At 71.3% G+C, this 25,785-nt stretch carries 29 protein-coding genes and 1 pseudogene; 13 read left to right on the top strand and 17 right to left on the bottom strand.

Translation table 11 applies throughout. The annotated features are described in order from the left end of the window. The 6 genes and pseudogenes from BLW76_RS47520 to BLW76_RS47500 form a co-directional block, all read right to left on the bottom strand. Nucleotides 1-737, bottom strand: a pseudogene (locus BLW76_RS47520) (pentapeptide repeat-containing protein); the annotation flags it as partial. Nucleotides 738-741: 4 nt separating this feature from the next. After that, nucleotides 742-921: a hypothetical protein gene (locus tag BLW76_RS50335; protein WP_244170649.1), complete on the bottom strand. Its 180-nt coding sequence runs from the start codon at nt 919-921 to the stop codon at nt 742-744. Between the two features lie 64 nt (nt 922-985). Next, a complete protein-coding gene (locus BLW76_RS47515; RefSeq protein WP_244170648.1) occupies nt 986-1,591 on the bottom strand; it encodes a hypothetical protein in 606 nt (201 codons plus the stop codon). Nucleotides 1,592-1,766: 175 nt separating this feature from the next. Beyond that, a complete protein-coding gene (locus BLW76_RS47510; RefSeq protein WP_091304786.1) occupies nt 1,767-2,636 on the bottom strand; it encodes a lysozyme in 870 nt (289 codons plus the stop codon). A 193-nt stretch (nt 2,637-2,829) separates the two neighbouring features. Beyond that, nucleotides 2,830-3,630 (bottom strand): lysozyme, encoded by an 801-nt coding sequence (locus BLW76_RS47505; RefSeq protein ID WP_091304785.1) that lies wholly within the window; start codon nt 3,628-3,630, stop codon nt 2,830-2,832. A gap of 104 nt (nt 3,631-3,734) precedes the next feature. Further along, nucleotides 3,735-4,442 carry a type VII secretion system-associated protein gene (locus BLW76_RS47500; RefSeq protein ID WP_091304784.1) on the bottom strand — a complete coding sequence of 236 codons (708 nt, stop codon included), beginning with the start codon at nt 4,440-4,442 and terminating at the stop codon, nt 3,735-3,737. A 56-nt stretch (nt 4,443-4,498) separates the two neighbouring features. Here BLW76_RS47500 and BLW76_RS47495 point away from each other — a divergent pair, with 56 nt between their 5' ends. Further along, nucleotides 4,499-4,879 carry a sterol carrier family protein gene (locus tag BLW76_RS47495; RefSeq protein ID WP_167384481.1) on the top strand — a complete coding sequence of 127 codons (381 nt, stop codon included), beginning with the start codon at nt 4,499-4,501 and terminating at the stop codon, nt 4,877-4,879. A gap of 22 nt (nt 4,880-4,901) precedes the next feature. Here BLW76_RS47495 and BLW76_RS47490 read toward each other — a convergent pair whose 3' ends face one another. Next, nucleotides 4,902-5,699, bottom strand: a complete 798-nt coding sequence (locus BLW76_RS47490; protein ID WP_167384554.1) for an SAM-dependent methyltransferase — start codon at nt 5,697-5,699, stop codon at nt 4,902-4,904. 200 nt (nt 5,700-5,899) lie between these two features. Here BLW76_RS47490 and BLW76_RS47485 point away from each other — a divergent pair, with 200 nt between their 5' ends. From BLW76_RS47485 to arfB, 6 genes are all read left to right on the top strand, one after another. Next, on the top strand, nt 5,900-6,778 hold the full coding sequence (locus BLW76_RS47485; protein ID WP_091319277.1) for a helix-turn-helix domain-containing protein: 879 nt from the start codon (nt 5,900-5,902) through the stop codon (nt 6,776-6,778). Between the two features lie 263 nt (nt 6,779-7,041). Then, entirely contained in the window at nt 7,042-7,281 is a 240-nt protein-coding gene (locus BLW76_RS47480; RefSeq protein ID WP_091304779.1) for a DUF397 domain-containing protein, read from the top strand. Further along, entirely contained in the window at nt 7,268-7,573 is a 306-nt protein-coding gene (locus BLW76_RS47475; RefSeq protein WP_091304778.1) for a hypothetical protein, read from the top strand. Before BLW76_RS47480 ends, BLW76_RS47475 begins: the two co-directional genes overlap by 14 nt. 118 nt (nt 7,574-7,691) lie before the next feature. Beyond that, nucleotides 7,692-9,218: an amidophosphoribosyltransferase gene (gene purF, locus BLW76_RS47470; RefSeq protein ID WP_091304777.1), complete on the top strand. Its 1,527-nt coding sequence runs from the start codon at nt 7,692-7,694 to the stop codon at nt 9,216-9,218. A 28-nt stretch (nt 9,219-9,246) separates the two neighbouring features. Further along, nucleotides 9,247-10,317 (top strand): phosphoribosylformylglycinamidine cyclo-ligase, encoded by a 1,071-nt coding sequence (purM, locus tag BLW76_RS47465; protein ID WP_091319276.1) that lies wholly within the window; start codon nt 9,247-9,249, stop codon nt 10,315-10,317. Between the two features lie 2 nt (nt 10,318-10,319). Continuing rightward, the gene (gene arfB / locus BLW76_RS47460) at nt 10,320-10,751 is read left to right on the top strand and encodes an alternative ribosome rescue aminoacyl-tRNA hydrolase ArfB (protein WP_091319275.1); all 432 of its coding nucleotides are present in this window, start codon (nt 10,320-10,322) and stop codon (nt 10,749-10,751) included. On the opposite strand, the gene BLW76_RS47455 is transcribed toward arfB, so the two are convergent. From BLW76_RS47455 to BLW76_RS47445, 3 genes are all read right to left on the bottom strand, one after another. Beyond that, the gene (locus tag BLW76_RS47455) at nt 10,748-11,491 is read right to left on the bottom strand and encodes a GNAT family N-acetyltransferase (RefSeq protein ID WP_091319273.1); all 744 of its coding nucleotides are present in this window, start codon (nt 11,489-11,491) and stop codon (nt 10,748-10,750) included. The genes arfB and BLW76_RS47455 overlap by 4 nt on opposite strands. 177 nt (nt 11,492-11,668) lie before the next feature. Further along, nucleotides 11,669-12,325 (bottom strand): VanZ family protein, encoded by a 657-nt coding sequence (locus BLW76_RS47450; RefSeq protein WP_091319272.1) that lies wholly within the window; start codon nt 12,323-12,325, stop codon nt 11,669-11,671. Nucleotides 12,326-12,592: 267 nt separating this feature from the next. Further along, nucleotides 12,593-13,501: a Gfo/Idh/MocA family protein gene (locus tag BLW76_RS47445; RefSeq protein WP_091319270.1), complete on the bottom strand. Its 909-nt coding sequence runs from the start codon at nt 13,499-13,501 to the stop codon at nt 12,593-12,595. Nucleotides 13,502-13,566: 65 nt separating this feature from the next. Here BLW76_RS47445 and BLW76_RS47440 point away from each other — a divergent pair, with 65 nt between their 5' ends. The 4 genes from BLW76_RS47440 (at nt 13,567) to BLW76_RS47425 (ending at nt 17,953) form a co-directional block, all read left to right on the top strand. Next, nucleotides 13,567-14,193, top strand: coding sequence for a hypothetical protein (locus BLW76_RS47440; RefSeq protein WP_091319268.1), 627 nt, complete (start codon nt 13,567-13,569; stop codon nt 14,191-14,193). Further along, complete coding sequence (locus tag BLW76_RS47435) at nt 14,183-15,244, top strand: CbiQ family ECF transporter T component (protein ID WP_167384961.1); 1,062 nt, start codon at nt 14,183-14,185, stop codon at nt 15,242-15,244. The genes BLW76_RS47440 and BLW76_RS47435 overlap by 11 nt, the downstream gene beginning before the upstream one ends. Next, a complete protein-coding gene (locus tag BLW76_RS47430) occupies nt 15,241-16,839 on the top strand; it encodes an ABC transporter ATP-binding protein (protein ID WP_091319267.1) in 1,599 nt (532 codons plus the stop codon). The genes BLW76_RS47435 and BLW76_RS47430 overlap by 4 nt, the downstream gene beginning before the upstream one ends. Before the next feature lie 283 nt (nt 16,840-17,122). Continuing rightward, nucleotides 17,123-17,953, top strand: coding sequence for an ECF transporter S component (locus tag BLW76_RS47425; protein ID WP_091320756.1), 831 nt, complete (start codon nt 17,123-17,125; stop codon nt 17,951-17,953). Here the strand turns inward: BLW76_RS47425 and BLW76_RS47420 are convergent. The 3 genes from BLW76_RS47420 to BLW76_RS47410 form a co-directional block, all read right to left on the bottom strand. Further along, nucleotides 17,935-18,753: an alpha/beta fold hydrolase gene (locus BLW76_RS47420; protein WP_091319265.1), complete on the bottom strand. Its 819-nt coding sequence runs from the start codon at nt 18,751-18,753 to the stop codon at nt 17,935-17,937. The genes BLW76_RS47425 and BLW76_RS47420 overlap by 19 nt on opposite strands. A gap of 172 nt (nt 18,754-18,925) precedes the next feature. Then, the gene (locus BLW76_RS47415) at nt 18,926-19,780 is read right to left on the bottom strand and encodes a 3-hydroxybutyryl-CoA dehydrogenase (protein ID WP_279627733.1); all 855 of its coding nucleotides are present in this window, start codon (nt 19,778-19,780) and stop codon (nt 18,926-18,928) included. 106 nt (nt 19,781-19,886) lie between these two features. Further along, nucleotides 19,887-20,081, bottom strand: a complete 195-nt coding sequence (locus tag BLW76_RS47410; protein WP_091319261.1) for a DUF3073 domain-containing protein — start codon at nt 20,079-20,081, stop codon at nt 19,887-19,889. A 207-nt stretch (nt 20,082-20,288) separates the two neighbouring features. Between BLW76_RS47410 and BLW76_RS47405 the strand changes: the two genes are divergently transcribed. Further along, complete coding sequence (locus tag BLW76_RS47405; RefSeq protein WP_167384960.1) at nt 20,289-21,185, top strand: DUF8083 family protein; 897 nt, start codon at nt 20,289-20,291, stop codon at nt 21,183-21,185. 601 nt (nt 21,186-21,786) lie between these two features. Here the strand turns inward: BLW76_RS47405 and BLW76_RS47400 are convergent. From BLW76_RS47400 to ygfZ, 3 genes are read right to left on the bottom strand one after another with little or no spacing between them, the layout of a single operon-like run. Next, nucleotides 21,787-22,719, bottom strand: a complete 933-nt coding sequence (locus tag BLW76_RS47400; protein WP_091319259.1) for an asparaginase — start codon at nt 22,717-22,719, stop codon at nt 21,787-21,789. Beyond that, nucleotides 22,716-23,279, bottom strand: coding sequence for an RsiG family protein (locus tag BLW76_RS47395; protein WP_091319258.1), 564 nt, complete (start codon nt 23,277-23,279; stop codon nt 22,716-22,718). Before BLW76_RS47395 ends, BLW76_RS47400 begins: the two co-directional genes overlap by 4 nt. 49 nt (nt 23,280-23,328) lie before the next feature. Next, the gene (ygfZ, locus tag BLW76_RS47390) at nt 23,329-24,459 is read right to left on the bottom strand and encodes a CAF17-like 4Fe-4S cluster assembly/insertion protein YgfZ (protein WP_091319256.1); all 1,131 of its coding nucleotides are present in this window, start codon (nt 24,457-24,459) and stop codon (nt 23,329-23,331) included. A gap of 31 nt (nt 24,460-24,490) precedes the next feature. On the opposite strand from ygfZ, the gene BLW76_RS47385 reads away from it, so the two are divergent. Continuing rightward, nucleotides 24,491-25,339, top strand: coding sequence for an aminodeoxychorismate lyase (locus BLW76_RS47385; protein WP_091319254.1), 849 nt, complete (start codon nt 24,491-24,493; stop codon nt 25,337-25,339). On the opposite strand, the gene BLW76_RS47380 is transcribed toward BLW76_RS47385, so the two are convergent. Further along, the gene (locus BLW76_RS47380; RefSeq protein ID WP_208613523.1) at nt 25,318-25,743 is read right to left on the bottom strand and encodes a hypothetical protein; all 426 of its coding nucleotides are present in this window, start codon (nt 25,741-25,743) and stop codon (nt 25,318-25,320) included. The two genes, BLW76_RS47385 and BLW76_RS47380, sit on opposite strands and share 22 nt — an antisense overlap. Nucleotides 25,744-25,785 lie beyond the last annotated feature (42 nt).

The following is a 25,785-nucleotide window of genomic DNA, read 5'->3' as shown; positions in this document are numbered from 1 at the left end:
GAAGTAACCCACCTGGCGACCGGATTGCGTGCCCGCGGCGGTGAAGTACACCCGGCCTTTGAAGCGGCAGCCGCTGAGGTTCGTGGTGCTGTGCAGCGACGCGTACCGCAGCAGCAGCCCGCCGATCAGCTTGCCCGACAGGTCCAGGTACTCCAGCCGGGCGCCGGTCAGGTCGAGGTCGTACGCCGGGGCGTCGTCGTCGCGCGCCGGAGCAGGTCCGACACCAGCCGTTGCGCCGTGAGCCGGACCGTGAGCTCGCGTTCCCGCTCGGGATCGGGGTCCTCGTCCGAGGACGTGGGCCGGGTGTAGTCGAACGGCCGCCGCAGGTAGGAACACAGCACGTCCAGCACCGTCTGCGTGTAGCCCGGCCGGCTCCGCGCCAACCCCGCGAGCGCGTGCAGAGCCCCCACCCGCACCTGGTCGGCCGCGTGGCCGAGCAGCTCGACCGCCTTCGCGAACCGCTCGTCCGCCACCCGCTCGCGGTCCTGTTCCGCGCGCTGCGCCTCGAGTTCGTGCCGCTGCCGCTCGATGTCCTGGCGCCGTTCCTCGACCCGGCGGCGCCGGTCGTTCAGCCACAGCGCGTACAACGCCACGATCGCACCGCCGGCCAGGCCGCCGGTCTTGAGCGCGTCGCTGCGGCTGGTGGCGGGGTCGGCCAGCAGCCAGCCGCCGACCCCGAGCAGCAGCACCACCGACGCGAGGAACGTCCACGCCAGCGGCGATCGCCAGAGTTTCACCGGCTCAGGACACCAGCATCGTGCTGACGCAGAAGCCCTTTTTGTCGAAGTTCGTGGCGCTCAGCGTGCCCTGGACCGGCTTGCCGGCGGACGTGCCGGAAACCTCGGCCACGACGAGGGACTTGCTCGCGGGGATGTCGCTCAGCTGCAACTGCAGCGGCGGCTCGAGAACGTCTCGAGCCACGAGCTGATCTGCTGCTTCGAGTCGGCGCACCCCATGGCGACGGCGCCGGCGTTGTCGCCCGCGTTCAGCTTGTCGACGAAGCCTGCAGCACGGCCTTGCCGTCCGAGCTGCCGCCTTCGCTGCCGGACGGCGGCTTCTTGGTCGTCGACTTCGGCGCCGTCGGCTTCGCGGACGTGCTCGACGCCGGCGCCGCCGTGTTGGTGTCGTCCTTCGACAGGAAGAACCCTGGCGCGACGAAGCCCGTGACGCCCACCACGGCGAGCACGACGACCACCGCGGCGCCGATGGCGATCCACATCCCGGTCTTGCTCTTCTTCGGCGGCGCGGGCGGCCCGCCGAAGCCCTGCGAGTAGCCGCCGGTCGCCGGGTCCCAGCCGGACAGCTGGCCGGCGGCCGCGTTCGGGTCCCACGCCTGCTGGCCGTACTGCTGCGCGTTCGGGTCCGCCCACGCCGACTGCTGCGGTTGCTGCTGGGCGTACGGGTCGCCCCACGTCGGCTGCGGGTTGGCCGGGAACCCGCCCGAGGCCGGCGGGTACTGCTGCGTCGGGTACGGCTGTTGCTGCTGGTTGGGGTCCCACCCGCCCTGCTGGGGGTACGGCTGCTGCGGGACGCCGCCGGACTGCGGCTGGCCGTACGGATCAGGCTGGCCGGGCTGAGGCGGGTAGGTCATGGGTCCGTGCCTTCCGGGCGCTGGGGTTCGTGCGCTTCCGACGTCCGGTGGGCGCGTGCGGTTCCCCAGGACGTGACTGCAGCATTCTGCAATGCCCGGACGGTACGGCATGAAACCGGCTCCCGGATCGTGACGACGCGAACCCGTCACGATCCGGGAGCCGGGCCGGGGTGGGTCAGCCGTTGGCGAGCGCCTGGAGCCGGTCGTAGGCACCGTTGAAGGTGTCCTGGTCGAGCGGGCTCGAGGTGTACTGCCAGACGGTGTAGAAGCCCCAGTTGTAGGGCAGGGTGCCGACCGACGACGAGTACCGCGCGACCCACAGCGGGGCCGTGCTGGAGAAGTCACCGCTCACGCAGCTGCTCCACCAGCTCGTCGACGTGTAGATGACCGGCCAGCGCCCGGTCAGGGACTTGTACGTGTCGTGGAAGTCGAGGATCCACGACGTCATCCCCGCCTTGCTCAGCCCGTAGCAGGTCGCGCCGTACGGGTTGTACTCCATGTCGAGCGCGCCCGGCAGCGTCCTGCCGTCCTTCGACCAGCCGCCGCCGTGGGCGACGAAGTACCGCGCCTGCGCCGCGCCGCTCGAGGTGTTCGGGGTGGCGAAGTGGTAGGCGCCGCGGATGAAGCCCTGGTTGTAGGAGCCGTTGTACTGCTGCGCGAAGTACGGGTTCGTGTAGCTGGTGCTCTCCGTGGCCTTGGTCCAGACGAACCGCTTGCCCTGGTTCCACCAGTACGCCCAGTCGACGTTGCCCTGGTAGCTGGCGACGTCCATGCCGGCCACCGTGGCCAGCACCTGGCCGGGGATGGCCTGGCCGGGCTGCGGCTGCTGCGCCGCCCGCTGCGTGTCCGGCGTCGACTTGTCGCCTTCGACGCGCCGGATCTGCGACCCCAGATCGTGGTTGTGCTGTGCGATGTCCGCGTTGATCGCGGCCACGGGGTCGACTTCGGGGGACAAGGTCGCCGCCTGGGCCGTGCTGCCGAGCAGGAGCAGCGTGGCCGGGACGACCAGGGCAGCGAACAGCCGCCCTCTTCGGGATGTGGACATCGTTGGATCCCTTCACAGATACCCTCGCGACGAGCGGCTTACTGCAGGTAGCCGCCCGAGCACGATTGTTGAGGACGAAGTGGCGTTTGTCACTCAGTTCCGTGAAATTGGGTATACGTGTGGGTGATTTTCCCGGGAAGAAGATCGTTAATTGGTGACGGGTTAACACCTATTATTGGAAATGCTGGGCCGTTCAGCCCAGTGCGAGGGCGAGCAGCCGGTCCGCCGAGCCGTTGAACCAGTTCTGGTCGCCGGGCAGGGTTCCGCGGTCGGCGAACTGCCAGATCGTGTGCACGCCCCAGCCGGCGGGCAGCTCGCCGACGAAGGTGTTGTAGCGCGCGATCCACAGCGGGTTGGCGCCGAAGCCGCCGTTGTTCGCGGTGCACCGCTTCCACCAGCTCGTCGACGTGTAGATCGTCGGGGGACGGCCGGTCGCCGCGCGGTAGGTGTCGGAGAACGCGCGGATCCAGGCGACCATCCCCGCGGCGTCCTTGCCGTAGCAGGTTTCGCCGTACGGGTTGTACTCCGCGTCGAGCGCGCCGGGCAGGGTCTTGCCGTCGGCGGACCAGCCGCCGCCGTGGGCCAGGAAGTACCGCGCCTGCGCCGCGCCGTCGGAGATGTCCGGCCGGGCGAAGTGGTAGGCGCCGCGGATCAGGCCGGCCTTGTAGGAGCCGTTGTACTGCTGGGCGAACTGCGGGTTGACGAAGCCGGTGCCCTCGGTCGCCTTGACGTAGACGAACTTGGCGCCCGAGCCGGCCGCGCCCCGCCAGTCGACCGGGCCCTGGTGCCCGCTGACGTCGTGGCCGAGCACCTGGTCTTCACCGCCGTACAGCACGTCCGGCGCTTCGCCGACGCCCTCGACCTTGGCGATCTGCGAACCCGCGAAGTGGTCCTGGGCGCCGGCGTAGATGTCGTCGGCCTTCGCCGTCGCCTGCCCGGCCACGAGGAGGGTGGCCGCGAGGACGGCGGCGAAGGGCAGCGAACGTCTTTTCACCCTCTGGCTCCCCACCGATCTCGTGAGACTTCTTCAGCCTCACCATGCACCGGCGTCGCCGGATCGGCGAGTCGATGATCACTCGATCGAGTGGGAGCCGCAGGTCAGCGTCGTTCTTCGGCGATGGCCTTCATCAGGTGCTCAGCCGGCACGACGGCCGTGATGAGGTCGTGCGGGTTGATCGCGACCGGGTGCCCGCCGAGGAGGTCGACGATGTCGCGCCCGACCACGGCCCGCGCGTGCGGCCACTCGCGCGGCACGAGCGACTTGCGCGTGTAGGCGGGCACCATGACCCGGCCGTCGGTGTTGTGGAAGCCGATGACGGTCCGCTGCACCGGCGACATCGCGTAGACGAACAGCGTCGCGTCGAGGACGACCTTCGGCAGGTCGGACGGCGGGCGGTGCTCGGTGCGGACGAGCTGCAGCAGGTGCTCGAGGTCGTTCGCCGGTTCCGGGAAGCCGAGCGCCTTGGGCGAGGGTCGGTAGCGGTCGTTGGGGTGGAAGTCGGCGACGACGTCGCCGGCGTCGTTCACCGGGTAGGCGCCGACGACCGCCCACGACGGCACCGGGCCGTTCGGGTCGAAGGCCTCGTCGATGACGTAGAGCCAGCTGTTCGGGTTGGCGCGGGCGTTCGCGCGCATCTCCTCGGTGATCTCGGGCGTGCCCTGCTTGCCGGAGCGGCGCGCCTGCCGGCCGTCGCGACGCGCGGTGCGGTCGTGCTTGCCGTGCCTGCCGCCGGGGCGATCGGCTCCGCTTCCGGTGGGCTGCTGCGAAACCATCCGATCCGCCTCGTCCCGCTGCGCCATCGTCATCCCCACGTTCTCGGGTGTGCCTGCCAAGTCTTGGTGCGCCACTCTACTGTTTGCCCATGGCCTCTTCGCGTTCGGTCGACCCCGGACAGTTACGTGCGGCGGTGCTGGCGGTTTCCCCGTGGTTGCAGGGCGGCGAGCCCGCTCCCGCGCGCCCGGAACTGGCTGCGGCGGTGCGGTTGTCGCTGCGCGCGCTGGCGGCGGACGCGCCGGGCCGGACGGTCGAGGTGCGGGTGCCGCCCTTCGCCGCGGTGCAGTGCGTCGAGGGCCCGCGGCACACCCGCGGCACCCCGCCGAACGTGATCGAGACCGACCCGCGCACGTGGCTCGAACTGGCCACCGGGCAACTGGACTGGACCACGGCAGTGGCGGCCGGCCGGGTGTCCGCGTCGGGCACCCGGGCCGACCTGTCCCACTGGCTCCCCCTCGTCCGGCTCTGACGGACGGGACCGGGGACAGGGGCTACGGCTTGCGGCCGATCCCGCCCGCGATGGTCCGCTGGGCCACGTTGAGCTCCTTGAGCCGCGGGCCGTCCGGCCACCAGTCGGCGCAGCGGACGACGCCGGGGGGCACCATCTCGAGGCCGGCGAACAGGTCCTCGATCTCCTTCTGCGTCCGGAAGGTGCCCGAGCCCATCGGGCTGTGCAGGAAGAAGTCCTCCATCTTGCGGGCGGTGGCGGAGTCCTCGTCCTCGGGGTCGAAGAAGTGCGAGATCGCCACGAACGAGCCCGACGGCAGCGCGTCGACGTACTCCTTCATGATCTCCGCCGGCCGCTCGTGCGGGCCGTTGTAGTGGTGCAGCGTGCCCAGCTGGAGGAAGGCGACCGGCTGCGAGAAGTCGATGTGCTGCCGGACGGCCTCGTGCTCGAGGATCCGCTGCGGCTCGAAGATGTCCTCGGCGACGAAGTGGGTGTTCTCGTTCTCTTCGAGCAGCGCGCGGCCGTGGGCGAGCACGACCGGGTCGTTGTCGACGTAGACGACCTTGATCTCCGGGTTGATCCGCTGGACGACCTGGTGGGTGTTCTCGGCGGTCGGCAGGCCGGAGCCGCAGTCGAGGAACTGCGTGATGCCGGTCTGGCTGGCGAGGAAGCGGCAGGCCCGGATCAGGAAGCCGCGGTTTTCGAACGCGAGGTCCTGTGCCTCCGGGGCGGCCTTCTGCACCTTGTGCAGGACCTCCCGGTCGATCTCGTAGTTGTCCTTCCCGAGGAGGAAGGCGTCGTACACGCGCGCGATGCTCGCTCGGGTCGGGTCGACCCCCACGGGAACTCGTTCGGTCCGGGTCGCGGCGTCGGGCATCTTGAACCTCGCAAGTTTTGTGTTGAAAGTCTCGTGCTCTACGTACAGTAGGACGACGCGCGCATGGGGTAAACCGGGTCACCCCTTTGCGCAAGAAGCCTCAACGTGTACTTTCGGTAGTCGGGCTAGAACCCCCTGGTGACGTGAGCGCGGAAGGGCCGGGAATGAACGCGGTGAACGCGTCCGCAGGTGAACAGAACATCGGCCTGACGGCGCGCCGCATGATCCTCGGCTCGCAACTGCGCCGTCTCCGCGAAGAGGCCGGCATCACCCGTCAGCAGGCCGGTTACAACATCCGTGGGTCCGAGTCCAAGATCAGCCGGCTGGAGCTGGGCCGGGTCGGGTTCAAGGAACGCGACGTCACCGACCTGCTGACGATGTACGGCGTCGACGACCCGGCCGAGCGCCGGGCGTTCCTCGACATGGTCAAGCAGTCGAACGAGCCGGGCTGGTGGCGGCGCTTCGGCGACACCATGCCGAACTGGTTCACCGACCTGGTCGGCCTCGAAGAAGCCGCCGCGCGAATCCAGATCTGGGAGCCGATCTACGTGTCGGGCCTCCTGCAGGTCGAGCCGTACGCACGAGCGATCTTCAGCCACGGCCGCCCGGACATGGCCGACGAGCGGGTCGACCAGCTCGTCGCGCTGCGGATGCGCCGCCAGAAGATGTTCAGCAGGCCGGACGCGCCCCGCGTGTGGATGGTGCTCGACGAGTCGGTGCTGCACCGCCCGATCGGTGGCCCGAAGGTCCTCAAGCAGCAGATCGAATACCTGCTGGAAATGAGCGCGTTGCCGCACGTGTCGATCCAGGTGCTGCCGTACGAGAGCAGCGGCCTCTCCGCGGAACACGCTTTTTCGCTGCTGCGGTTCGGCGAGCCCGAACTGCCGAACATCGCCTACGTCGAGTACCTGACGGGCGCGCACTACATCGAGAAGCGCGAAGAGATCGAAAAGTACAGCCGCGCGCTCGACATGCTGGCCGTCGACGCGGAGACTCCGGAGCGGAGCCGGGGGATGCTCGCGAAGCGTCGCCAGGAGATCTAGAAAGCCTTGCCTGTACCCGATTCGGCGGTGCCGGGTGCTGCCCGCTGACCGGTAACTTGGCGTAGCGGTTAACCCGTTAGGGCGAGTATCTGTCACCCGACAGGGTAAGCTCGACCAGCTGATTCTTTACCGTCCGAGAACTTTGCAAGAAATTCTGCACGTGCATTTACCGCTGCAAGCACACGTGCTAGCCTCGGACACGCGGGCAAATGCACATGCAGATGCATCGTCCGGAAGGCTTTTCTGCTGCGAGAGGTGGGATCATGGCTGAGCGATTCGAGAACGGCGTCCCGGCTGATCGGCTGACCGGTGTCGCATGGCGCAAGGCGAGCTACAGCAACTTCAACGGCAACTGCGTCGAGGTCGCGCCGCTGTCCAACGGCGAGATCGCGATGCGCAACTCGCGCTTCCCGACCGGCCCGGCGCTCGTCTACACGCGCGCCGAGATGGCGGCGTTCCTGGCGGGCGCGAAGGACGGTGAATTCGACGATGTCCTCGGCTGAGGCCGTCGCCCCCGTCTTCGACATCGAGACCGGTCTGCAGGAGCTGGTGGCTCGCGGCTACCAGTTCGTCCACCCCGCCGACGAGCGCGGCGAGGTCCTCGCCGTCGTCGGCGTGCGGGTGCACGACGACGTGGTGGACGTGGTCCGGCTCAACGCCGAGGACGACGTCGTGGCGACCAGGATGCCCGGCTCGGAGGAGAACATCTTCGAGCCGGAGCGGTGGCTGTGGCGCCGCCGCGGGGAAGGCGCGCAGGTGCTGGCGGAGATCCTTTCGTTGCCCGACGCGTGTTAGCGGAACAGGCTTGCGGGCCCCGTCCGAAGTGGTCAGAACCACGCCGGGCGGGGCCTGACTCATGCCCGCACCGTCTACACTGAAATCGGCCTGACCACGTCTTCCCAGGAGCTCCTCGGTGGTTTCCGACCCGCAGCTCGTGTCCGACCAGCCCGAACCGGAACCCCGTGAGGAGTGTGGCGTCTTCGGCGTCTGGGCTCCCGGGGAAGAAGTCGCGAAGCTGACCTACTACGGCCTCTACGCCCTGCAGCACCGGGGCCAGGAGGCCGCCGGCATCTCCGTCTCCGACGGCTCGCAGATCGTGGTCTTCAAGGACCTCGGCCTGGTCAGCCAGGTGTTCGACGAGCAGATCCTGCAGTCGCTGCAGGGCCACATCGCCGTCGGTCACTGCCGGTACTCGACCACCGGCGCGACCATCTGGGAGAACGCCCAGCCGATCTTCCGCACCACCGAGACCGGCAGCGGCCTCTCCTTCGCGCACAACGGCAACCTGGTGAACACGGCCGAGCTGCGCGAACGCACCATCGAAGCGGGGCTGAAGCCGCACGCGGGCCTCACCGGCTCGTCCAGCGACTCCGACCTGATCTGCGGCCTGCTCGCCGCGAACGCCGCCGACAAGGGCATCGAGGCCGCGGCCATGGAGCTGCTGCCCACCCTGAAGGGCGCGTTCTGCCTGGTGTTCTCCGACGAAAACACGCTGTACGCGGCGCGTGACCCGCACGGCGTGCACCCGCTGGTGCTCGGCAGGCTCGAGCGCGGCTGGGTCGTCTCGAGCGAGACGGCGGGCCTCGACATCGTCGGCGCGTCGTTCGTCCGCGAGGTCGAGCCGGGCGAGCTGATCGCCATCGACGCCGAGGGCCTGCGGTCCTCGCGGTTCGCGAACCCGGACCCCAAGGGCTGCGTGTTCGAGTACGTCTACCTGGCCCGCCCCGACACCACGATCGCCGGCCGCGGCGTGCACGCCACCCGCGTCGAGATCGGCCGCCGCCTCGCGGCCGAGCAGCCGGTCGAGGCCGACCTGGTGATGCCGGTACCGGAGTCGGGCACCCCGGCCGCGATCGGCTACGCGCAGGGCTCGGGTATCCCCTACGGCACCGGCCTGGTCAAGAACGCCTACGTCGGGCGCACCTTCATCCAGCCGTCGCAGACCATCCGCCAGCTGGGCATCCGGCTCAAGCTGAACCCGCTGCGCGACGTCATCCGCGGCAAGCGCCTGGTCGTGGTGGACGACTCGATCGTCCGCGGCAACACCCAGCGCGCGCTCGTCCGCATGTTGCGGGAAGCCGGCGCGCTCGAGGTGCACGTCCGGATCGCGTCGCCGCCCGTGCGCTGGCCGTGCTTCTACGGCATCGACTTCGCTTCGCGGGCCGAGCTGGTCGCGAACGGCGTCGACACCGACGGCATCCGGCGCTCGATCGGGGCCGACTCCCTGGGCTACATTTCCCTGGACGGCCTGGTAGCGGCCACGGAACAGCCGAAGTCGCGGCTGTGCACGGCGTGCTTCTCGGGCGAGTACCCGATCCCGCTGCCGGAAGACGCGTTGATCGGGAAACACCTGCTCGAAAGCCTCGACGCGGTCAATGGCGCGGCGACCCCCGTCAGCCCCGCCGGGTACGGTGCCGAGGACGCCGTCCGGCGTCCCTGAGTTCCTTCCAGTAGGGAGTCCGTCCACCGTGAGCGAGTCCACGAGCGCCACGTACGCCGCCGCCGGCGTCAGCATCGACGCCGGCGACCAAGCCGTCGAGCTGCTCAAGCCGCACGCCGAGCGGGCCACGCGGCCCGAGGTCATGGGCGGTGTCGGCGGCTTCGCCGGGCTCTTCTCCCTCAAGCTCGACAAGTGGAAGGAGCCGATCCTCGCGTCCTCGACCGACGGCGTCGGCACCAAGATCGCGGTCGCGCAGGCGCTCGACAAGTACGACACGGTCGGCATCGACCTGGTCGCCATGGTGGTCGACGACCTGGTCGTGACCGGCGCCGAGCCGCTGTTCCTGCAGGACTACATCGCCGTCGGCAAGGTGCACCCGGAGAAGATCGCCGCCCTGGTCGGCGGCATCGCCGAGGGCTGCGTCCAGGCCGGCTGCGCGCTGCTCGGCGGCGAGACGGCCGAGCACCCGGGCCTGATGGGCGAGCACGACTACGACATGTCGGCCACCGGCGTCGGCGTGGTCGAGGCGGCCCAGCTGCTCTCGCCGGAGAAGGTCCGCCCGGGTGACGTCGTGCTGGCGCTCGGCTCGTCCGGATTGCACTCGAACGGGTACTCCCTGGCCCGCCACGTGCTGCTGGACATCGCCCGGATGCCGCTCGGCGGGCACGTCGAGGAGTTCGGCCGCACCCTCGGCGAGGAGATGCTGGAGCCGACGCGGATCTACGCGAAGGACTGCCTGGCGCTCGCCGCCGAGACCGAGGTCCGGACGTTCGCGCACATCACCGGCGGCGGCCTGGAGGCCAACCTCGCGCGCGTCATGCCGCGCGGCCTGGTCGCCCGGCTCGACCGCGGCACCTGGACGCCGGCGCCGGTGTTCGCGCTGATCGGCCAGCGCGGCAAGGTCGAGCGCGCCGAGCTGGAGAAGACGTTCAACATGGGTGTCGGCATGGTCGCGATCGTCGGCGCCGAAGACGTGGACAGGGCGCTGGCCATGCTCACCGCGCGGCATGTCCCGGCATGGGTGCTCGGCGACGTCCAGCCCGCCGAAGACGTCGACGGCCCGCGCGCGGTGCTCTCGGGCGACCACCCGCGGTTCTGACGGTGGCCGCCGGGGACGTCGTCGTCGGCTCCCGGTTCGTCATCCCGGAAGCCGAGCTCAGCGAACGCTTCTCGCGGTCGTCCGGCCCCGGCGGTCAAGGCGTCAACACGACGGACTCGCGGGTCGAGCTGTCGTTCGACGTCGCCGGGTCGCCGTCGATCCCCGAGCACCTGCGTGAGCGCGTGCTGGCCGGGCTGGCGTCCCGGCTGGTCGACGGCGTCCTGACGATCGCGGCCAGCGAACACCGGTCCCAGCTGCAGAACCGTGAGGCAGCCCGCGGCAGGCTCGCGAACCTCCTGCTCGACGCCTCGGCGCCGCCGCCCGCCAAGCGGCGTCCCACGAAACCCTCGCGGGGTTCGAAGGAGCGCCGCCTGGCGTCGAAGAAGCGCCGGAGCGACGTGAAGAAGGGCCGCTCCGGCCGCTTCGACGACTAACTCATCGAGAGGTGCACGCACTCGCCCGCCGGCCGGTAGCCGACGCGGGCGTAGACGTTCCCGATCCCCAGGTCGCCGGGGGTGAGGAACGCCGTGTGCGCCCCGGCCTCGTGGACCTCGCGGGTGAGGCGTGCGGTGAGCGCGGCGGCGATCCCGCGCCCGCGGTACTCCTCGAGCACGGCGATCCCGGCGATCTCGGTGGTGCCGTCGACGATTTCGAGGGCGAGCCCGCCGCCGACCACCACGCCGCCGGCTTCCGCGAGGAGGTGTCGCACGCCGGCGTCGAGTCCGGCCTTCAGTTGCTCGACCTCGGCGTCGCCGATCCCCGCGGGTTCGCCGAACGCGGTGTTCTGCGCCGCCCGCATGCGCCGCAGGTCGTCGTCGGACTCCGGCGTGCGCAGCCGGACGCCCGCCGGCGCCGGCACGTCGACGCGCTCGGACGGCGCGCACGTCATCAGCGGCACCCGCCGTTCGAGCTCATACCCCGCTCCGACCAGCAGTTTCTCCAGGTCGGGGGCGACGTCGGTGAAGTACTCCAGCCGCGGCAGCAGGCCCCGCCGCCGGTACGCCCCGGTCAGCGCCTCGAGCTCCGCCGCCGTCGGCTGCGCGCCGTCGTCCGGGATCGCGTAGTTGAGCATCGGGTGCTTGTTCGACGAGTAGGTGGCCAGGAACGGGCCGACCCGCTCGGTCTCCCGGCCGCGTGGCGCCGTCGTACGGACATAGGTCTGGATGGCAGACATGTGAGCCTTTCGAAAGCACGTCAAGGAACCGCAGCCCTCGCAGCGGGCATGCGGGCAGATCGCTGGGCGTCGGGCCTAGCGGGGGCCGACGCCGGAAGCGGCGCCAGGCATAGGCAGTCATTCCTTGAGTCGAAAGGGCACTTCTTCACGGCCATGATCGCACGGACGGCAACCGGTTTACTGGCGTTCCGGGTGCGCGATGGCCGCGTAGCGCGTGTCCCACACCGACCTCGGCACCCGCAGCGTGAGCGTCGGAGCTGCGCAAATGGTGCGGCGCGGCAGCGGGATCGCCACGGGCACCGGCGGCGACGCGTCCAGCCAGCGCCAGCCCCGGCGGCTGAGCGCCGCACCGAGCGTCGCGCCCGCCGTGTTCAGCAGGATGTCGTCGGCCGACGTCACCCGGCCGGTGTGGATCAGATATTGCGTACCCTCCACCAGTACGGACGCGACCAGCGCGGCCAGCGCGATCCGCGGCAGCATGCGCAGCCGGCGGATCCGCAGCGGCAGCAACGCCCCGAGCGGGCAGAGCAGCAGGACGTTGCCGATCACCTGCCAGAGTGATCCGTCGCTGCTGACCGCCGCGGCGATGTCGGCACCCGGCACGAGGTCGAGCGTGCTCTCGGCGGAGTCGCCGACAGGCATCGTGACCAGGCAAAACACCAGGAACGCGACGAGGATCGCGGCACAGTCGACGGCGGCCGTCGCGCTCGCGCGGCGGGCGGGCATTCTTCGGCGGCGCCTCGCCGCGAGCAGTGGCCACGCGAGCAGCGCGTACGGCAGCGCGATGGCCGAAATCGGAATCATCCCCCAGAAGGCGCGCAGCAGAGCATCCATGCGCCTCCCTTCTCGAACCCCTCAAGATCACCGGTGCGCGATGAAACGACCCCTCCCAAGATCACCATCGCATCGCAAGATCGACTCGGCACTCCGAGCGGACCGCACTATTCGGTGATCTTTCCGGTGGCGCCGTTTGTTCTCCCGTGGTTCGGTCAGGGGGTGCACTGTCCACAGTGGAAACTGTGGACAACCCTGTGGATGAATTCCGGGGACAAGTGGGAAAGTGTTGTGGTGCAAGGAAAACGCGGGAAACTGCCCTGTGTACTACTTGGCGGCGAGCTGTCGCGCCTGGTCGAGCAGGACCTGCAGGTGCAGGCCGCGCCGGACGTCGCAGGGGTGCGAAGTCGTCCCGCTCGCGATCATCGCGGCGAAATCGTCGAGCAGCGCGGTGTAGGACTCCTGCGCCGAGCCCGGTTTGCGCCCGAGCGTCCGGTAACCGTGCTCGCCCCAGACCGCGACCTCGACGACGGTCGGCTGCACCGGCAACCGCAGCGAGAGCGTGGCCGTGCTGATCACGCCACCCTCGTGCGCCAGCATCAGGTGCCAGAGGTCGCCGGGGCTCTGCCGGGCCGCCACCACCTCGGTGATCGGGCCGAGCGCGGCGTCGAGCATGTCGAGCGCGTGCGGGCCGATGTCGAACAGCGCGCCGCCGTCGTCCTGCCGCCACGCCGAGTCGGCGTACTGGCCGCCGAGCAGCGCGCCGGACAGCCAGCGCGCACCGCCGCCTGCCCAGCCGCCCGCCTGGGCGAGGCCCGCGAGCCACTCCTGGGTCTGCGCCGAGTAGCGCAGGGTCAGCACGACGAGCGCGGCGACGTCCGCGGCCGCGACCGCGTCGGCCAGCCGGCGCGCGCCGTCGAGGTCGGCGGCGATCGGCTTTTCGAGGATCAGGTGCTTCCCGGCTTCGGCCGCGCGCACGCCCAGCTCCGCCTGGATCGACGGCGGCACGGCGAACGCCACCGCGTCGACCTGCGCGAACAGGTCCTCGACGCTCTCGGCAGCGTTCGCGCAGTGCGTCTCCGCAAGCGTTTGCGCCGCCTCCGGGCGGCGGGCCCAGACGGCGGTCAGCGCGGTGCCCGGGTGGTCCGCGAGGCCGGGTGCGTGGATCGTCGTCGCCCACGGGCCGGCGCCGATGAGGCCGACGCGCAGCTGTCCGTCCGCGATGAGCTGTCCCACGGCCCGCAGTCTAGGTGTGTCCCGAGTCGCTCCGGAACCGCGTCCGGCCTGGTTAAGGTTCTTGCATGATCGCCTCCCGCTTCGCCGTTGTCTGCGCGCTCCTGTTCGGCGCCGCCTTCGTGGGTGCCGCACCCGCGTCGGCGGCGGGCACGGACGGGGCCTGCCCGGAAGGCGGCGGCGTGACGGTGGTCGTCGACTTCGGCGACCTCGGCCCGCAGCCCCTGGTCCGCTGCGCGGCCGGCACGCCCGCGAACGGCATCGCCGCCCTGCAGGAGGCCGGGATCGAGGTGGCCGGTTCGCAGAAGTACGGCCTCGCCGTGGCCTGCCGGATCAACGGGCAGCCCGGCCCCGCCGTCGAGTCGTGCGCGGGGATGCCGTCGGCGACGGCGTACTGGAGCTACTGGCACGCCACCGCCGGGGGCAGCTGGACGTCGAGCCAGGAAGGCGCGCAGACGGCCAAGCCGGCGTCCGGTGGGTTCGAGGGGTGGGCGTTCGCGCGGCCGAAGTCGGCGAACGACCTGCCGACGCCGCCGCGCGTGCCGCCGGTGCGCCAGACGTCCTCGCCCGCGCCCGCTCCCGCCGCCTCCTCCGACGGAGGTTCGTTCCCGTGGGGCCTGGTGATCGGGGCGCTCGTGATCGTGCTGGTCGGCGGCGCCGGGATCGTCGTCGCCCGTCGCCGGCGTGCGCAGTAGGGCGCTGCACCCCGGCGCCTGGTGGGCCTGGGCGCTCGCGCTGGCCGTCGCCGCCAGCCGGACGACGAACCCGCTGCTGCTCGGCCTGATCATCGCCGTCGCCGGGTTCGTCGTCGCGAACCGGCGGACGGACGCGCCCTGGGCGCTGGCGTTCCGGCTGTACGTCTACGTCGGCGCACTGATCGTCGCCTCACGCGTGCTGTTCCGGATCCTGATCGGCGGCGACGACGGCGGGCACGTGCTGTTCACGCTGCCCCGGGTCCCGCTCGCCGCCGGGTTGTCCCTGTTCGGGCCGGCGTCGGCGGAGGAGCTGCTCGGCGGCTTCTACGACGGCCTGCGGCTGGCGACGATGGTCGTCTGCGTCGGCGCGGCGAACGCCCTGGCCAACCCGAAACGCCTGCTCAAGGCGGTTCCAGGGGCGTTGTACGAGGTGGGCACCGCGGTGACGGTGGCGTTGACGGTCGCCCCGCAGCTCGTCGAGAGCGTGCAGCGCGTGCGGCGCGCCCGCCGGCTGCGGGCGGGGCGCAGTCGCGGGCTGCGGGCGGTCAAGGGCATCGTGGTGCCGGTGCTGGCGGACGCGATGGACCGGTCCCTGCGGCTGGCGGCCGCGATGGACTCCCGCGGCTACGGCCGCCGGGCGTACCTCGGGACGCGGCTGCGGGCGCTGATCGCTGCCTGTGTCCTGGCCGGCCTGGTCGGGGTGTGCGTCGGCGTCTACGGCGTGCTCGACGGGACGTCGTCCTGGCTCGGCGTGCCGCTGCTGGCGGCGGGCCTGACGGTGGCGGTCGTCGGTTTCGTCCTCGGCGGGCGGCGAGTGCGGCGGACCGCGTACCGGCCGGATCCGTGGCGGTGGCCCGAGACGCTGGTCGTCGCGGCCGGCGTCGGGGCGTGCGCGCTGCTGTTCGTCACCGCGCGGATCGACCCCGACCGGCTGTTCCCGTCGCTGAGCCCGTTGCGCTGGCCCGAGGTTTCCTGGGCCCATGTGTTGTCCCTGCTGGTGGCGGTGCTGCCGGCGTTCGTCGCGCCCCGTGTGTCGGAGGTTGTCCGGTGATCGAGTTCTCCCAGGTCACGGTGACCTACCCGGACGCGGCGCGGCCGGTGCTGTCCGACGTGTCCCTGGTGGTCGAAGAGGGCGAGTTGTGCCTGGTCGCGGGGCCGACGGGGGCGGGGAAGTCGACGTTGCTCGGCGCGCTCAACGGCCTCGTCCCGCACTTCACCGGCGGCCGGCTTTCCGGGCGGGTCGTCGTCGGGGGGTTCGACACGTCTTTGCACCCGCCGCGAGAGCTGGCGTCGATCGTCGGTGTCGTCGGGCAGGACCCGCTGTCCGGGTTCGTGACGGACACCGTCGAGGAGGAGCTCGCGTACGCGATGGAGCAGCTGGCGGTGCCGCCGGACGTCATGCGCAAGCGCGTCGAGGAAACCCTGGACCTGCTGGGCATCGCCGACCTGCGCAACCGTCCACTTCGGACGCTGTCGGGCGGCCAGCAGCAGCGCGTGGCGATCGGTTCGGTGCTGACGGCGCACCCGTCGGTGGTCGTGCTGGACGAGCCGACGTCGGCACTGGACCCGACGGCCGCCGAGGACGTCCTCGCGGCGATCACACGGCTGGTCCACGACCTGGGGACGACGGTGATCGTGGCGGAGCACCGGATGGAGCGGGTGGCGCAGTACGCGGACCGGTTGCTGTACCTGCCGGGCGACGGCTCGGTGCGGTCGGGACCGCCGGCGGAGATCTTCGAGACGTCGGCGATCGCCCCGCCGATCGCCGAGCTGGGCCGCCTGGCGGGCTGGTCGCCGTTGCCGCTGTCGGTCCGCGACGCGCGGCGCCTCGCGGGGCCGCTGCGCTCGCGGCTCCGGAAATTGTCGGTGGTGGGTCGTAGTCTCTCGGTGACCGGTTCGGCACTGGACGTGAGAGAGGTGGTGGTCCGATACGGAGATGTCCTGGCGGTGCGCGGGGTTGACCTGCGTGTCGGGCCGGGGGAAGTAGTAGCGCTGATGGGACGCAACGGCTCCGGCAAGTCGTCGCTTCTCTGGGCGGTGCAGGGCAGCGGGCCGAGGTCGGCGGGGAAGGTCGACGTCGGCGGAGTGGACCCTGCGTCGCTCAAGCCACGAGTGGCCCGTCAGCGCGTCGGGCTGGTCCCGCAGACACCGGCCGACCTGCTGTACCTCGATTCGGTGGACGCCGAGTGCGCACAGGCGGACACCGAGTCGCAGGTACCGGCAGGAACGGCTCGCAAGCTGCTGGACCGGCTCACCCCCGGGATCGCCGGTGAAGCGCACCCCGGCGATCTTTCGGAAGGGCAGCGGCTGTCGTTGGTGCTGGCGATCCAGCTGGCGTCGGCCCCACCGGTGATCCTGCTCGACGAGCCCACACGCGGCCTCGATTACCACGCAAAAAGGCGCTTCGCGGCGGCCCTGCGAGAGCTGGCCTCGCAGGGCCACGCGATAGTGCTGGCCACCCACGACGTCGAGTTCGTGGCCACGGCGGCCACCCGAGTGGCAGTGATGGCCGAGGGCGAGCTGGTAGCGGACGGCCCGACCAAGGAGGTGGTCGTGGCATCACCGGCGTTCGCCCCCCAGGTGGCGAAGATCTTGGCGCCCGAGCCCTGGCTGACGGTCGACGAGGTAGCGGAAGCACTGACATGAGGCGGCGGAGGCGGAGGGGTGGGGCGGGGGCGGGGGAGATCCCAACCCGGCGCTCGTCCTGCGGACCCTGGACGGCCGCGTCTGGCCGGTGTCCAAGCGCGCCGTCGGTCTGCTGGGTTCGGTCGGCTGCGTTCGGCCGGGGGTGCAACCGCACCGCCGGCAGACCGGGCGCGTGGGCAACGCCCCGCGAACCGCGCGCCGGCAGGCAACGGTCCGCCCGCAGCATCCGCGCTCGGCCGCTGTCGGCGCGCCCATCTGCGCTCACGACGGCGGTGACTCCGGCATGACCGACTTCCTCGGCCCACCGCCCCGCACCATCCGCCTGACTCCCCGGCCCGCGATCATCCTCACCGTCGCGAGCCTCCTCGGGCTGGCCATGTTCTGCTGGCCCCTCTTCACCCATCCCCAGCCGACCGCGGCCGCGCACACCGCCGACGCGCCCTTCGTCTTCATGGCCACCCTGCCGGTGCTCATCCTGGTCGTGCTCGGCGAGCTGTCCCGCGGCGGCATCGACGCCAAGGCGCTCGCCCTCCTCGGCGTGCTCTCGGCCGTCAACGCCGGCCTCCGGCCGCTGAGCGCGGGGACCGGCGGTATCGAGCTGGTCTTCTTCCTGCTCGTCCTCGCCGGTCGCGTCTTCGGGCCCGGGTTCGGCTTCGTGCTCGGCTCGACGTCGCTGTTCACGAGCGCGCTGCTCACCGCCGGCGTCGGGCCGTGGCTGCCGTTCCAGATGCTCGCCTCGTCGCTGATCGGGCTCGGGGCCGGCCTGCTGCCGCGCAAGCCGCGCGGCAAAGCCGAGATCGTGCTGCTGGTCGGCTACGGCGTCTTCGCGGCCTACTTCTTCGGGCTGCTGATGAGCCTGTGGTCGTGGCCGTTCCTCGCCGGGGACAGCGCGCAACTCGGCTTCGTGCCCGGCGCGCCACTGACGGAAAACCTCCACCGGTTCGCCGTCTACACCGTCCTGACGTCGACCCTCGGCTGGGACACCGGCCGCGCGATCACCAACACCGTCGCGATCGTGCTGCTCGGGCCCGCCGTGCTCGCCGTCCTGCGGCGGGCGGCCCGGCGCGCCGCCTTCGACGCGCCCGTGCGGTTCGATCAGGCCAGCGCGTCGTAGATGCCGACCAGCTCGGCGAGGTTCCGGGTGTCCGGGACGTGGCTCGTGTCGAGGTCGAACACGCGGAAGCGGTTGCCCGGCGTGGCCGCGTCCGCGTCGCGGATCATGCGGTTCTGCAGCGCGAGCGGGATGACCCGGTCACGCAGGTGCCGGACGTAGACGCGGGGCACCCGGCCCCAGCGGGCGCGGCTGCCGCGGGCCGGGGTCGCGCCCTTGCCGGGGAGCTCGTCCGGGGCCATGCCGTTGAGGAACGTGAAGAACTCCGCGTCCGTGGCCTCCGCCATGAACGCGCTCTTCGCCGCCGTGAGCAGGGCGCGGTCGGCCGTGCGCCAGTTGCAGCGGACCGCGCCGACCACCGCCGGGTCGGCGGCGACGAAACCCAGGAGGTCGCCGATCGCCGACGACGCCGCCTCGGGGGTCTTCAGGTACTCGTCCGGGGTCGGGAGGTCGACGCAGCAGAACGCCGCGTCGTAGACGAGGAGGTCGATCAGGTGCGGTACCGCGTCCGCGACCAGGGTGATCGCCGCGCCGCCGATGCTGGCGCCGACCAGCACCACCGGGCCGTGCGCGGCCGCGCGGCGGACGACGTCCACTGTGGCCGCCACCTGGTCCGCAACCGTCACCCCGGCCAGCGGTGACCGCTCCGTCGCGAACGCCGCCAGGTCCTGGGGCGCCTGGTACGAGAGCCGGAACTGGTGCCTGGACAGGTCGACCCCGACGCCGCGGTGGCCGCGCAGGACCAGCTCGGCCGGCGCGGCCGAGACGCCGTTGGCGCCCGCGGCGAAGACGAACGTGGTCACGCGGTGACCGTGGGACGGCCACGGGAGGCCGGCAGCGGGAGCGGCTTGGAGAAGAGTGCGTCGGGTCAGTTCGGGCATACCCGACAGTCAAGCGAGCCCGGACGGCGTCGCCCAGCCGACGAAGTCGCTGTCCGGGCCACCGAACGGAGGCCCGGACCGCAACGAAAGTCGATCAGCCGTAGGAGTAGAAGCCGCGGCCGGTCTTCTTGCCGAGCAGGCCCGCGTCCACCATGCGCAGCAGCAGCGGCGGCGACGAGTACAGCGGCTCCTTGAACTCCGCGTACATCGAGTCCGCGATGGCCTTGATGGTGTCCAGCCCGATCAGGTCGGACAGGCGCAGCGGGCCCATCGGGTGGGCGGTGCCCAGCTCCATGCCGCGGTCGATGTCCTCCGCCGACGCGAAGCCCGACTCGATCATGCGGATCGCCGAAAGCAGGTACGGCACCAGCAGCGAGTTCACGATGAACCCGGCGCGGTCCTGCGAGCGGATCACGGTCTTGCCCAGCGCCTTCGTCGCGTGCTCCTCCGCGCGGCGGGCGGTCTCCTCGCTGGTCAGCAGCGAGGGCACCAGCTCCACCAGCGGCAGCACGGGCACCGGGTTGAAGAAGTGGATGCCGACCACCTGCTGCGGACGGCTCGTCGCCATGCCCAGCTTCATGATCGGGATCGACGACGTGTTGGACGCGAACAGCGCATCCTCGGCCTCGACGATCTTGTCGAGCTGGCGGAAGACGTCGACCTTCGCCTGCTCCTGCTCGAGGATCGCCTCGATGACCAGTTCGCGGTCGGCGAACTCGGCGATGTCCGTGGTGAAGCGGAGCCTGGCGAGCGCCGCATCGGCGTCCTCGGCGGTCAGCTTGCCGTTCTTGACGCCGCGTTGCAGCGACTTCTCGATGCGCGCCTTGCCCGCGTCGAGCGCCGGCTGGTTCACCTCGGTGACCACGACGTCCACCCCGGACCGCGCGTGCACCTCGGCGATACCGGACCCCATGAGGCCCGCTCCGACGACTCCAACCCGACTTATCACCGGTTCACTCCTCCATCGCTTCGCAGCCCCGGTTCTGGGCAGCACGCGACGCGCGAGGGCGGTTGCCGGATGTGGCCCGGCTCCACCCTCGCGCGTTTACGCGTGCTCAACGACGGTACTCGTCGTACCCGTCGTCGTACGGGTCTTCATACCGGCTGTCGGCAGAGTCCTCATGGTGGTTGTCACTGGAGGAGTTACTCGACAGCTCGCGCTGCAAAGCATCGAAGTCGGTCTCGTGCGAGCTGTACTTGAGCTCACGCGCCACCTTCGTCTGCTTGGCCTTAGCCCGGCCGCGCCCCATGGCTCGACCCCCTCGCACAGGGGCGGGGCGGCCGGGGGAATCGGCGGCCCCGCATCGTCTCGACAATTCTTTCCTGGTCACACCGTACCGTGTCCGGGGGGTTCGATGCGACGTGGCACGGTGTGCCGGTGGTGACAGTGTCCGCCGGACACCGGTTACCGGCCGGTCGGTGACGATCGATGCAGGTAGACGTGCCACGATCTACCCGTGCTCCGTCCCTTCGTGGCTTACCTGCGGGTGTACGAACCCCTGCTCGCCCTGGGCGATCCGCCGGACGAGCGCCTGCGCGCCGCCGTCGCGGCGGCCAAGCTGCGCAGGACGGACGCGGGAGCACGCGAGCAGGCCATGTGGCTCAAGTCACAGGTGGCGGCCCCGAGGCGGCTGCTGCCCGCCGAGCTGGCCGACGGCCGTCCGGCGCCGAGCCTGCTGACCGACGTCCTGGTGCTCGACCCCGCGGAGGTCCCGGGCGGCAAGGCCGAGCACGGCCCGCTCGTCTGTCCACTGGAGCTGCGCGCCCGGTCGGCCGCCGCGCTGGTGACGTTCCTCGGCGACGCCCACCCGGCGCTGAAGAACGTCATCCTCGACGAAGGCGGCTTCACCCAGGAGACGATCCGCGCCCGGACGAAGGCGGCGATGGCGGACCTGAGCACGTCGGCGGCGCACACGCTGTCGACGACCTGGACGGTCCCCCTGCCGTGGTTCGTGCTGATCGAGCCGGAGGAGCGCCGCCTGGTGCTCGGCAACGGCCGCGCCGACCCGCAGCGCGAGCTGTCCTGGCGAGCCACCCTGGCGGACGCGCAGCACCGCGCCCGCGAGGCGGGCGAGCTCCTGGAGCAGACGTTCGGCGACTCCGGCCCGGGCCGCGTGTTGTTCGAGACGCGCCGCTGGCTGGACAACTTCCACGCGGACTCGGTGATCGAACTCGACTACGGAGGCCTGGTCCAGCTGTTCACGGACCCGGTCCTGGAGGCCGACAACACGGCCGACGAGGTGCACGACATCCTGGACGCCCTGCGCTCGGGCAACGTCGAGGAGCTGGCCGAGCTGTTCTCGGACCTCCGCGAGTTCTGGGGCGACGTGGCCGCCCGCGAGCGCGCCAACTAGTGGACAACCGAACGGCCCGGCGGCTTCCCAGCCCGAAACTGTCGGTGCCTCCCGGTAGCGTGGAAAACGGGGGCTGCTCAGCCACGCAACCGCGCCGCGCGGCTCGCTGACCAGCGGAATGGCCGGCGCGGCCGGCAGTTGCGGCCGGGCGTGTTCGGTGCGCAGGTGGGGCGGCCGACGCAATCGGCGGCGCAGCTGAGGGGCGACCGCGCGACTGATTGCGGCGGGCAGCGCCGGCGGGCAGAGCGGGCGACCGCGCGACTGATTGCGGCGGGCAGCGCCGGCGGGCAGAGCGGGCGACCACGCGACTGGCCGCGGCGGGCGGGCTGGCTGGTGGCCGCGCGGCTTGCTGTGGCGAGCTCGCTGGGGGCAGGCAGGCGACTGGTGCGGCCGACCGCGCGATGAGCTGCGCGCGAGCGGAGCGGGGGATGCGGCGGGCCGCGCCGTCGACAAGGCAGGCAGCCGGCCAGCTAGGGCGAGCAGCCAGCCATCCAGGTCGACAAGGCAGGCAGCCGGCCAGGTCGGCGAACAGCCAAGCCGACCCAGGTCGGCGAGCAGCCAAGCCGGCCGCCGGCCGAAGGTCGACCCGGCACTCCACCCCTCAGCGCAGCTCCGGCACCCGAATCTCACCCACCGGCTGTCCGCCGCCCAAGACCTCCGGGTGTGCCAGTTCTGACAGCCCCGACACGTCGACCCCGAGGTACCTCAACGCCTCCACCGCGAGCGGTGCGCAGGCCCGCTTCGCGCCGTCGTCCAGCTTGATCGCTACCGCGAACCCGTCCGGCAATGCGAATGCCTGGACTCCCTCCGCGCCCGCCTTGGCGACCAAACCCTCCACACCGGACATCAGAACCGTGTCCTCGCGGCCCGTTCCCGCCACCAGCCACGGGTGGGCCCGCATGGCCGACGCCACCTCCAGCACCGGGCCCGAAGCAGCGGTGGCGATCCGGCCGAATGCGCGCGCCAGCCCCGTCAGGGAGAACGCGAACAACGGCGCTCCGCACCCGTCGACACCCGTGTGGGCGATCGGCTCGCCGGTCAGCGACGAAACGGCCTCAGCGATCGCCCGCTGCAGCGGATGGTCCGGTGAGACGTACCCCGAGACCGGCCAGCCCGCGCGGACGCACGTTGTCAGCATGGCCGTGTGCTTGCCCGAACAGTTCATCATCACGCGCCTCGGCTCGGCCGCGTCGCGCATGCTCGGGATGTGCAGCGGGAAGTCCGGCGGGCACGCCAAGTCGGTCTCGCTCAGGCCGGCCGCCGTGAGGAGCTCCAGGACCCGCTTCACGTGGCCGGGCTCGCCCGAATGGGATGCGCACGCCAGCGCGAGCTCCTCGCCCGTGAAGTCCAGCCCGGCCTGCAGCATCCCCACCGCCTGCAGCGGCTTGTTCGACGACCTCGGGTACACCGGCGAGACCACGTCGCCCAGCGCTAGGCGGACTGCGCCCTCCGGGCCCGTGATCACCAGGGCGCCTCTGTGGACGCTTTCGACGAAACCTGACCGGACCACTTCCGCGAGGACGGGGTTGGTCACTCGCCGCGGCCGCCTTCGTTCTCCAGCAGCTCGTCCACTGTGGCCGATCCCTGCTGGTAGCGCTTCGCGATCTCCGCGTTCAACGTGTCCATCACGCCCTGGACCTCTCGGCGGAACGACGACACCGACAGCTCTTCGCGCGCGTACGTGTCCAAAGCGGAGGCGAGCTTCTCGTCGGACAGGGACCCGACGTCGGTCAGGTCCGTGTCGCCGATCAGGGCCTCCGCGTGCCTGCGGTGCTCGCCCGCACGAGACGGCTCCAGCTGCTGGTGCCGGCCCGATCCCGCCGCCGGGCCCAGCGCGTTGTCCGCCAGGATCGTGGCCAGCTGGTCGACGATGCTCGCTTCGCCGCCGGAGCTGCGCCGGGCCTGCTCCGCGCGCACGATGTCGATCCGGGCGTGCAGGAGACGGCGCAGGTAGGACAGGTCCGTCTCTTCCTGCGCGGCTTCGTCGCGCCGCTCGCGCAGCACCTTCAGCGGCAGTTCACCCAGGCCGCTGAGGTACCCCGGGCCGAGCACGCGGTCGATCCGCCGCCTGCCGCCGGGCCGCACTTCGATCACAGCGCAGTTTATCCCGGTTGAGCGTGATCTCGCTGTCAGGGGCTTTTGATCAGCCACGGAGTTGGGCCGCCGCCGCACGGCCCGGAGCAGGCTGTTCGGCCGGCACCGAGTCGGGGTCGATCGCCGCCTGGACGAGGTTGTCCTCCGAGCCAGCCAGCAGCTCCGCGCCCACCGGTGTCGAGCGCTTGACCAGCGCCAATGCGATCGGGCCGAGCTCGTGGTGCTGGATCACCGTGCCGATCCGGCCGACCGTGCGGCCGTCGAGCAGCACCGGGTCGCCGGTCTCCGGGGTGACCTCGGGCGAGCCGTCCAGGTGCAGCAGCAACAAGTTCCGCGGCGGGCGTCCCACATTGTGGACCTTCGACACCGTCTCCTGGCCGCGGTAGCAGCCCTTCGCGACGTGCGCGGCCGAGCCGACCCAGCCCACCTCGTGCGGGATCGTGCGGTCGTCGGTGTCGACGCCGAGCCGCGGGCGCACCGACTCGACGCGCAACGCGTCGAACACCCAGCTGCCCGCCGCCCGCGCGCCCGCGTCGGTGAGCTTCTTCCACCAGTCCACCAGCGCGGCGCGCGGCACCGCCAGGTCGACGCTCCACCGGCCCGGCCACGGCATCCGCCGCGCGAAGCCGCCACCCGGCAGCGCCGCCACGGCGTACGGCTCCGGGCCGACCTCGGCGCCGACCGCGCTCAGCACGCGCTCGGCGTCCGGGCCGAGCACGGTGAGCAGCGCCAGTTCGCCCGTCGCGTCCCGGATGTCCACCTTGGACCAGAACTTCATCGCCTCGAGGTACTCGTGCAGCGTCTGCGGGCCGCCCTTGGGCAACGCGCTCGTGACGCGCGAGCCCGCGTCGGAATCGAGGTACACCGTGCCGTCGAGGTGCGCGAGCACCATGTGCGTCTCGACGCGGCCCTGGCTGTCGAGCACGAGGGCCTCGGTGCCGGAGCCCTCGGCCAGCCCGGTCACGTGCTGCGAGATGACCAGGTGCAGCCACGACAGCCGCTCTTCGCCGGAGACGGCGAGGAACTCGCGGTGCGAGCGGTCGATCACGACCACGCTGCGCGAGGCCGTGCGCTGCTCCGCGAACGGGTCTCCCCAGTGCCAGGGGACGCCGGCTTCGGGGTGGTCGTCAGGCGATGGGATCGATCCGGGCACGTCCAGCAGCGGCGAGCGGTACGGCATACCGCCCAGCCTAGGTGAGTACCGTGTCGGCATGCGCGTGCTCGTCTTCCTCGACGGAACCCCGGCCGACCCCGACGTGGCCCAGATCAAGGTCGACGACCTCGGGCTGATGCGCGGCGACGGCGTCTTCGAGACCGTCCTCGTCGACGGCGGCAAGCCACGGGAGCTGCGCCCGCACCTCGAGCGGCTGGCCCGTTCGGCGGCCATGCTCGACCTCCCCGAGCCCGACCTGGCGGCCTGGGAACGGGTCGTTTCGCTCGTGCTCGAAAGGTGGGCCGGCGGGCCGGAAATGGTGCTGAAACTGGTGTACACGCGCGGATCCGACGGCGATCCGGCCGCGACGCCGACCGGTTTCGCGCTGGCTTCGGAGATCGCGCCGTCGGTCCTCAAGGCCCGCGCCGAGGGCGTCGCCGCGATCACCCTCGAACGCGGTTTCCCGCCGGATCTCGCCGAGCGCGCGCCGTGGCTGCTGCTCGGCGCCAAGCCGCTTTCGTACGCGGTGAACATGGCCGCGGTGCGGGAGGCCGGCCGCCGCGGCGCCGAAGATGTGATTTTCACCGCGGCCGACGGTTCGGTCTTCGAAGGCCCCACGGCGACCGTGGTGCTCGCGAAGGGCCGGACGCTCTACACGCCGCCGTCGAGCATCGGGATCCTGCCCGGGACCACCCAGGCCGCGTTGTTCCGCGGCGCCGAGAAGGCGGGCTGGGCGGTCAAGGTGGAGCCGCTCACGGTCCGCGACCTCGTGGAGGGCGACGGCGTGTTCATGGCCTCCAGCGTCCGCAAGCTGACCCGCGTGCACACCCTCGACGGCGAGCGCCTGCCCGATTCCGCGGCGGTGTACGCCGAGCTCGTCGCGGCCTACGAAGCCGAGTACGCCTGACCCTGGCTGATCCGGACGACGGCGGGCGCGACCTCTTCGGCGCGGTAGGCGGCGATCTTGTGGTGGCCGTCGATGATCAGCTCGCGTTCGCCGTCGGCCAGCACCACCGCGACCGGCCGGTGCCCGGTGCGGATGGCCGTGCGGTAGTAGCCGACGCGGGCCTCGTCCGACGGCGGCCAGGCGTCGGTCGGCGTGAGCAGCTGGTCTTCCGGCAGCCGTTCCGGGCCGCTGACGTGGTAGTCGCCGTCGACGAGCAGGTCGAGGACCGGCCCGAGCGTGGTGGCCAGCGGACGGCGCAGCTGCCCGGTGGCCAGCGCGATCCGCAGCGACTGCGGCAGCTCCGCCCGCGCCCGCGTGTTCACGTCGAGGAAACCCGTGCCACCGCTGATCGTCACCTGTTCCACGCTTATGAGGACGGGCGACGGCGCGACATGGTTCCGCCCCCT

Origin of the sequence: Amycolatopsis tolypomycina (genome assembly GCF_900105945.1) — a bacterium.
In the GTDB taxonomy this organism is placed as follows: domain Bacteria; phylum Actinomycetota; class Actinomycetes; order Mycobacteriales; family Pseudonocardiaceae; genus Amycolatopsis; species Amycolatopsis tolypomycina.
This window is presented reverse-complemented; position numbering and strand designations above follow the sequence as displayed.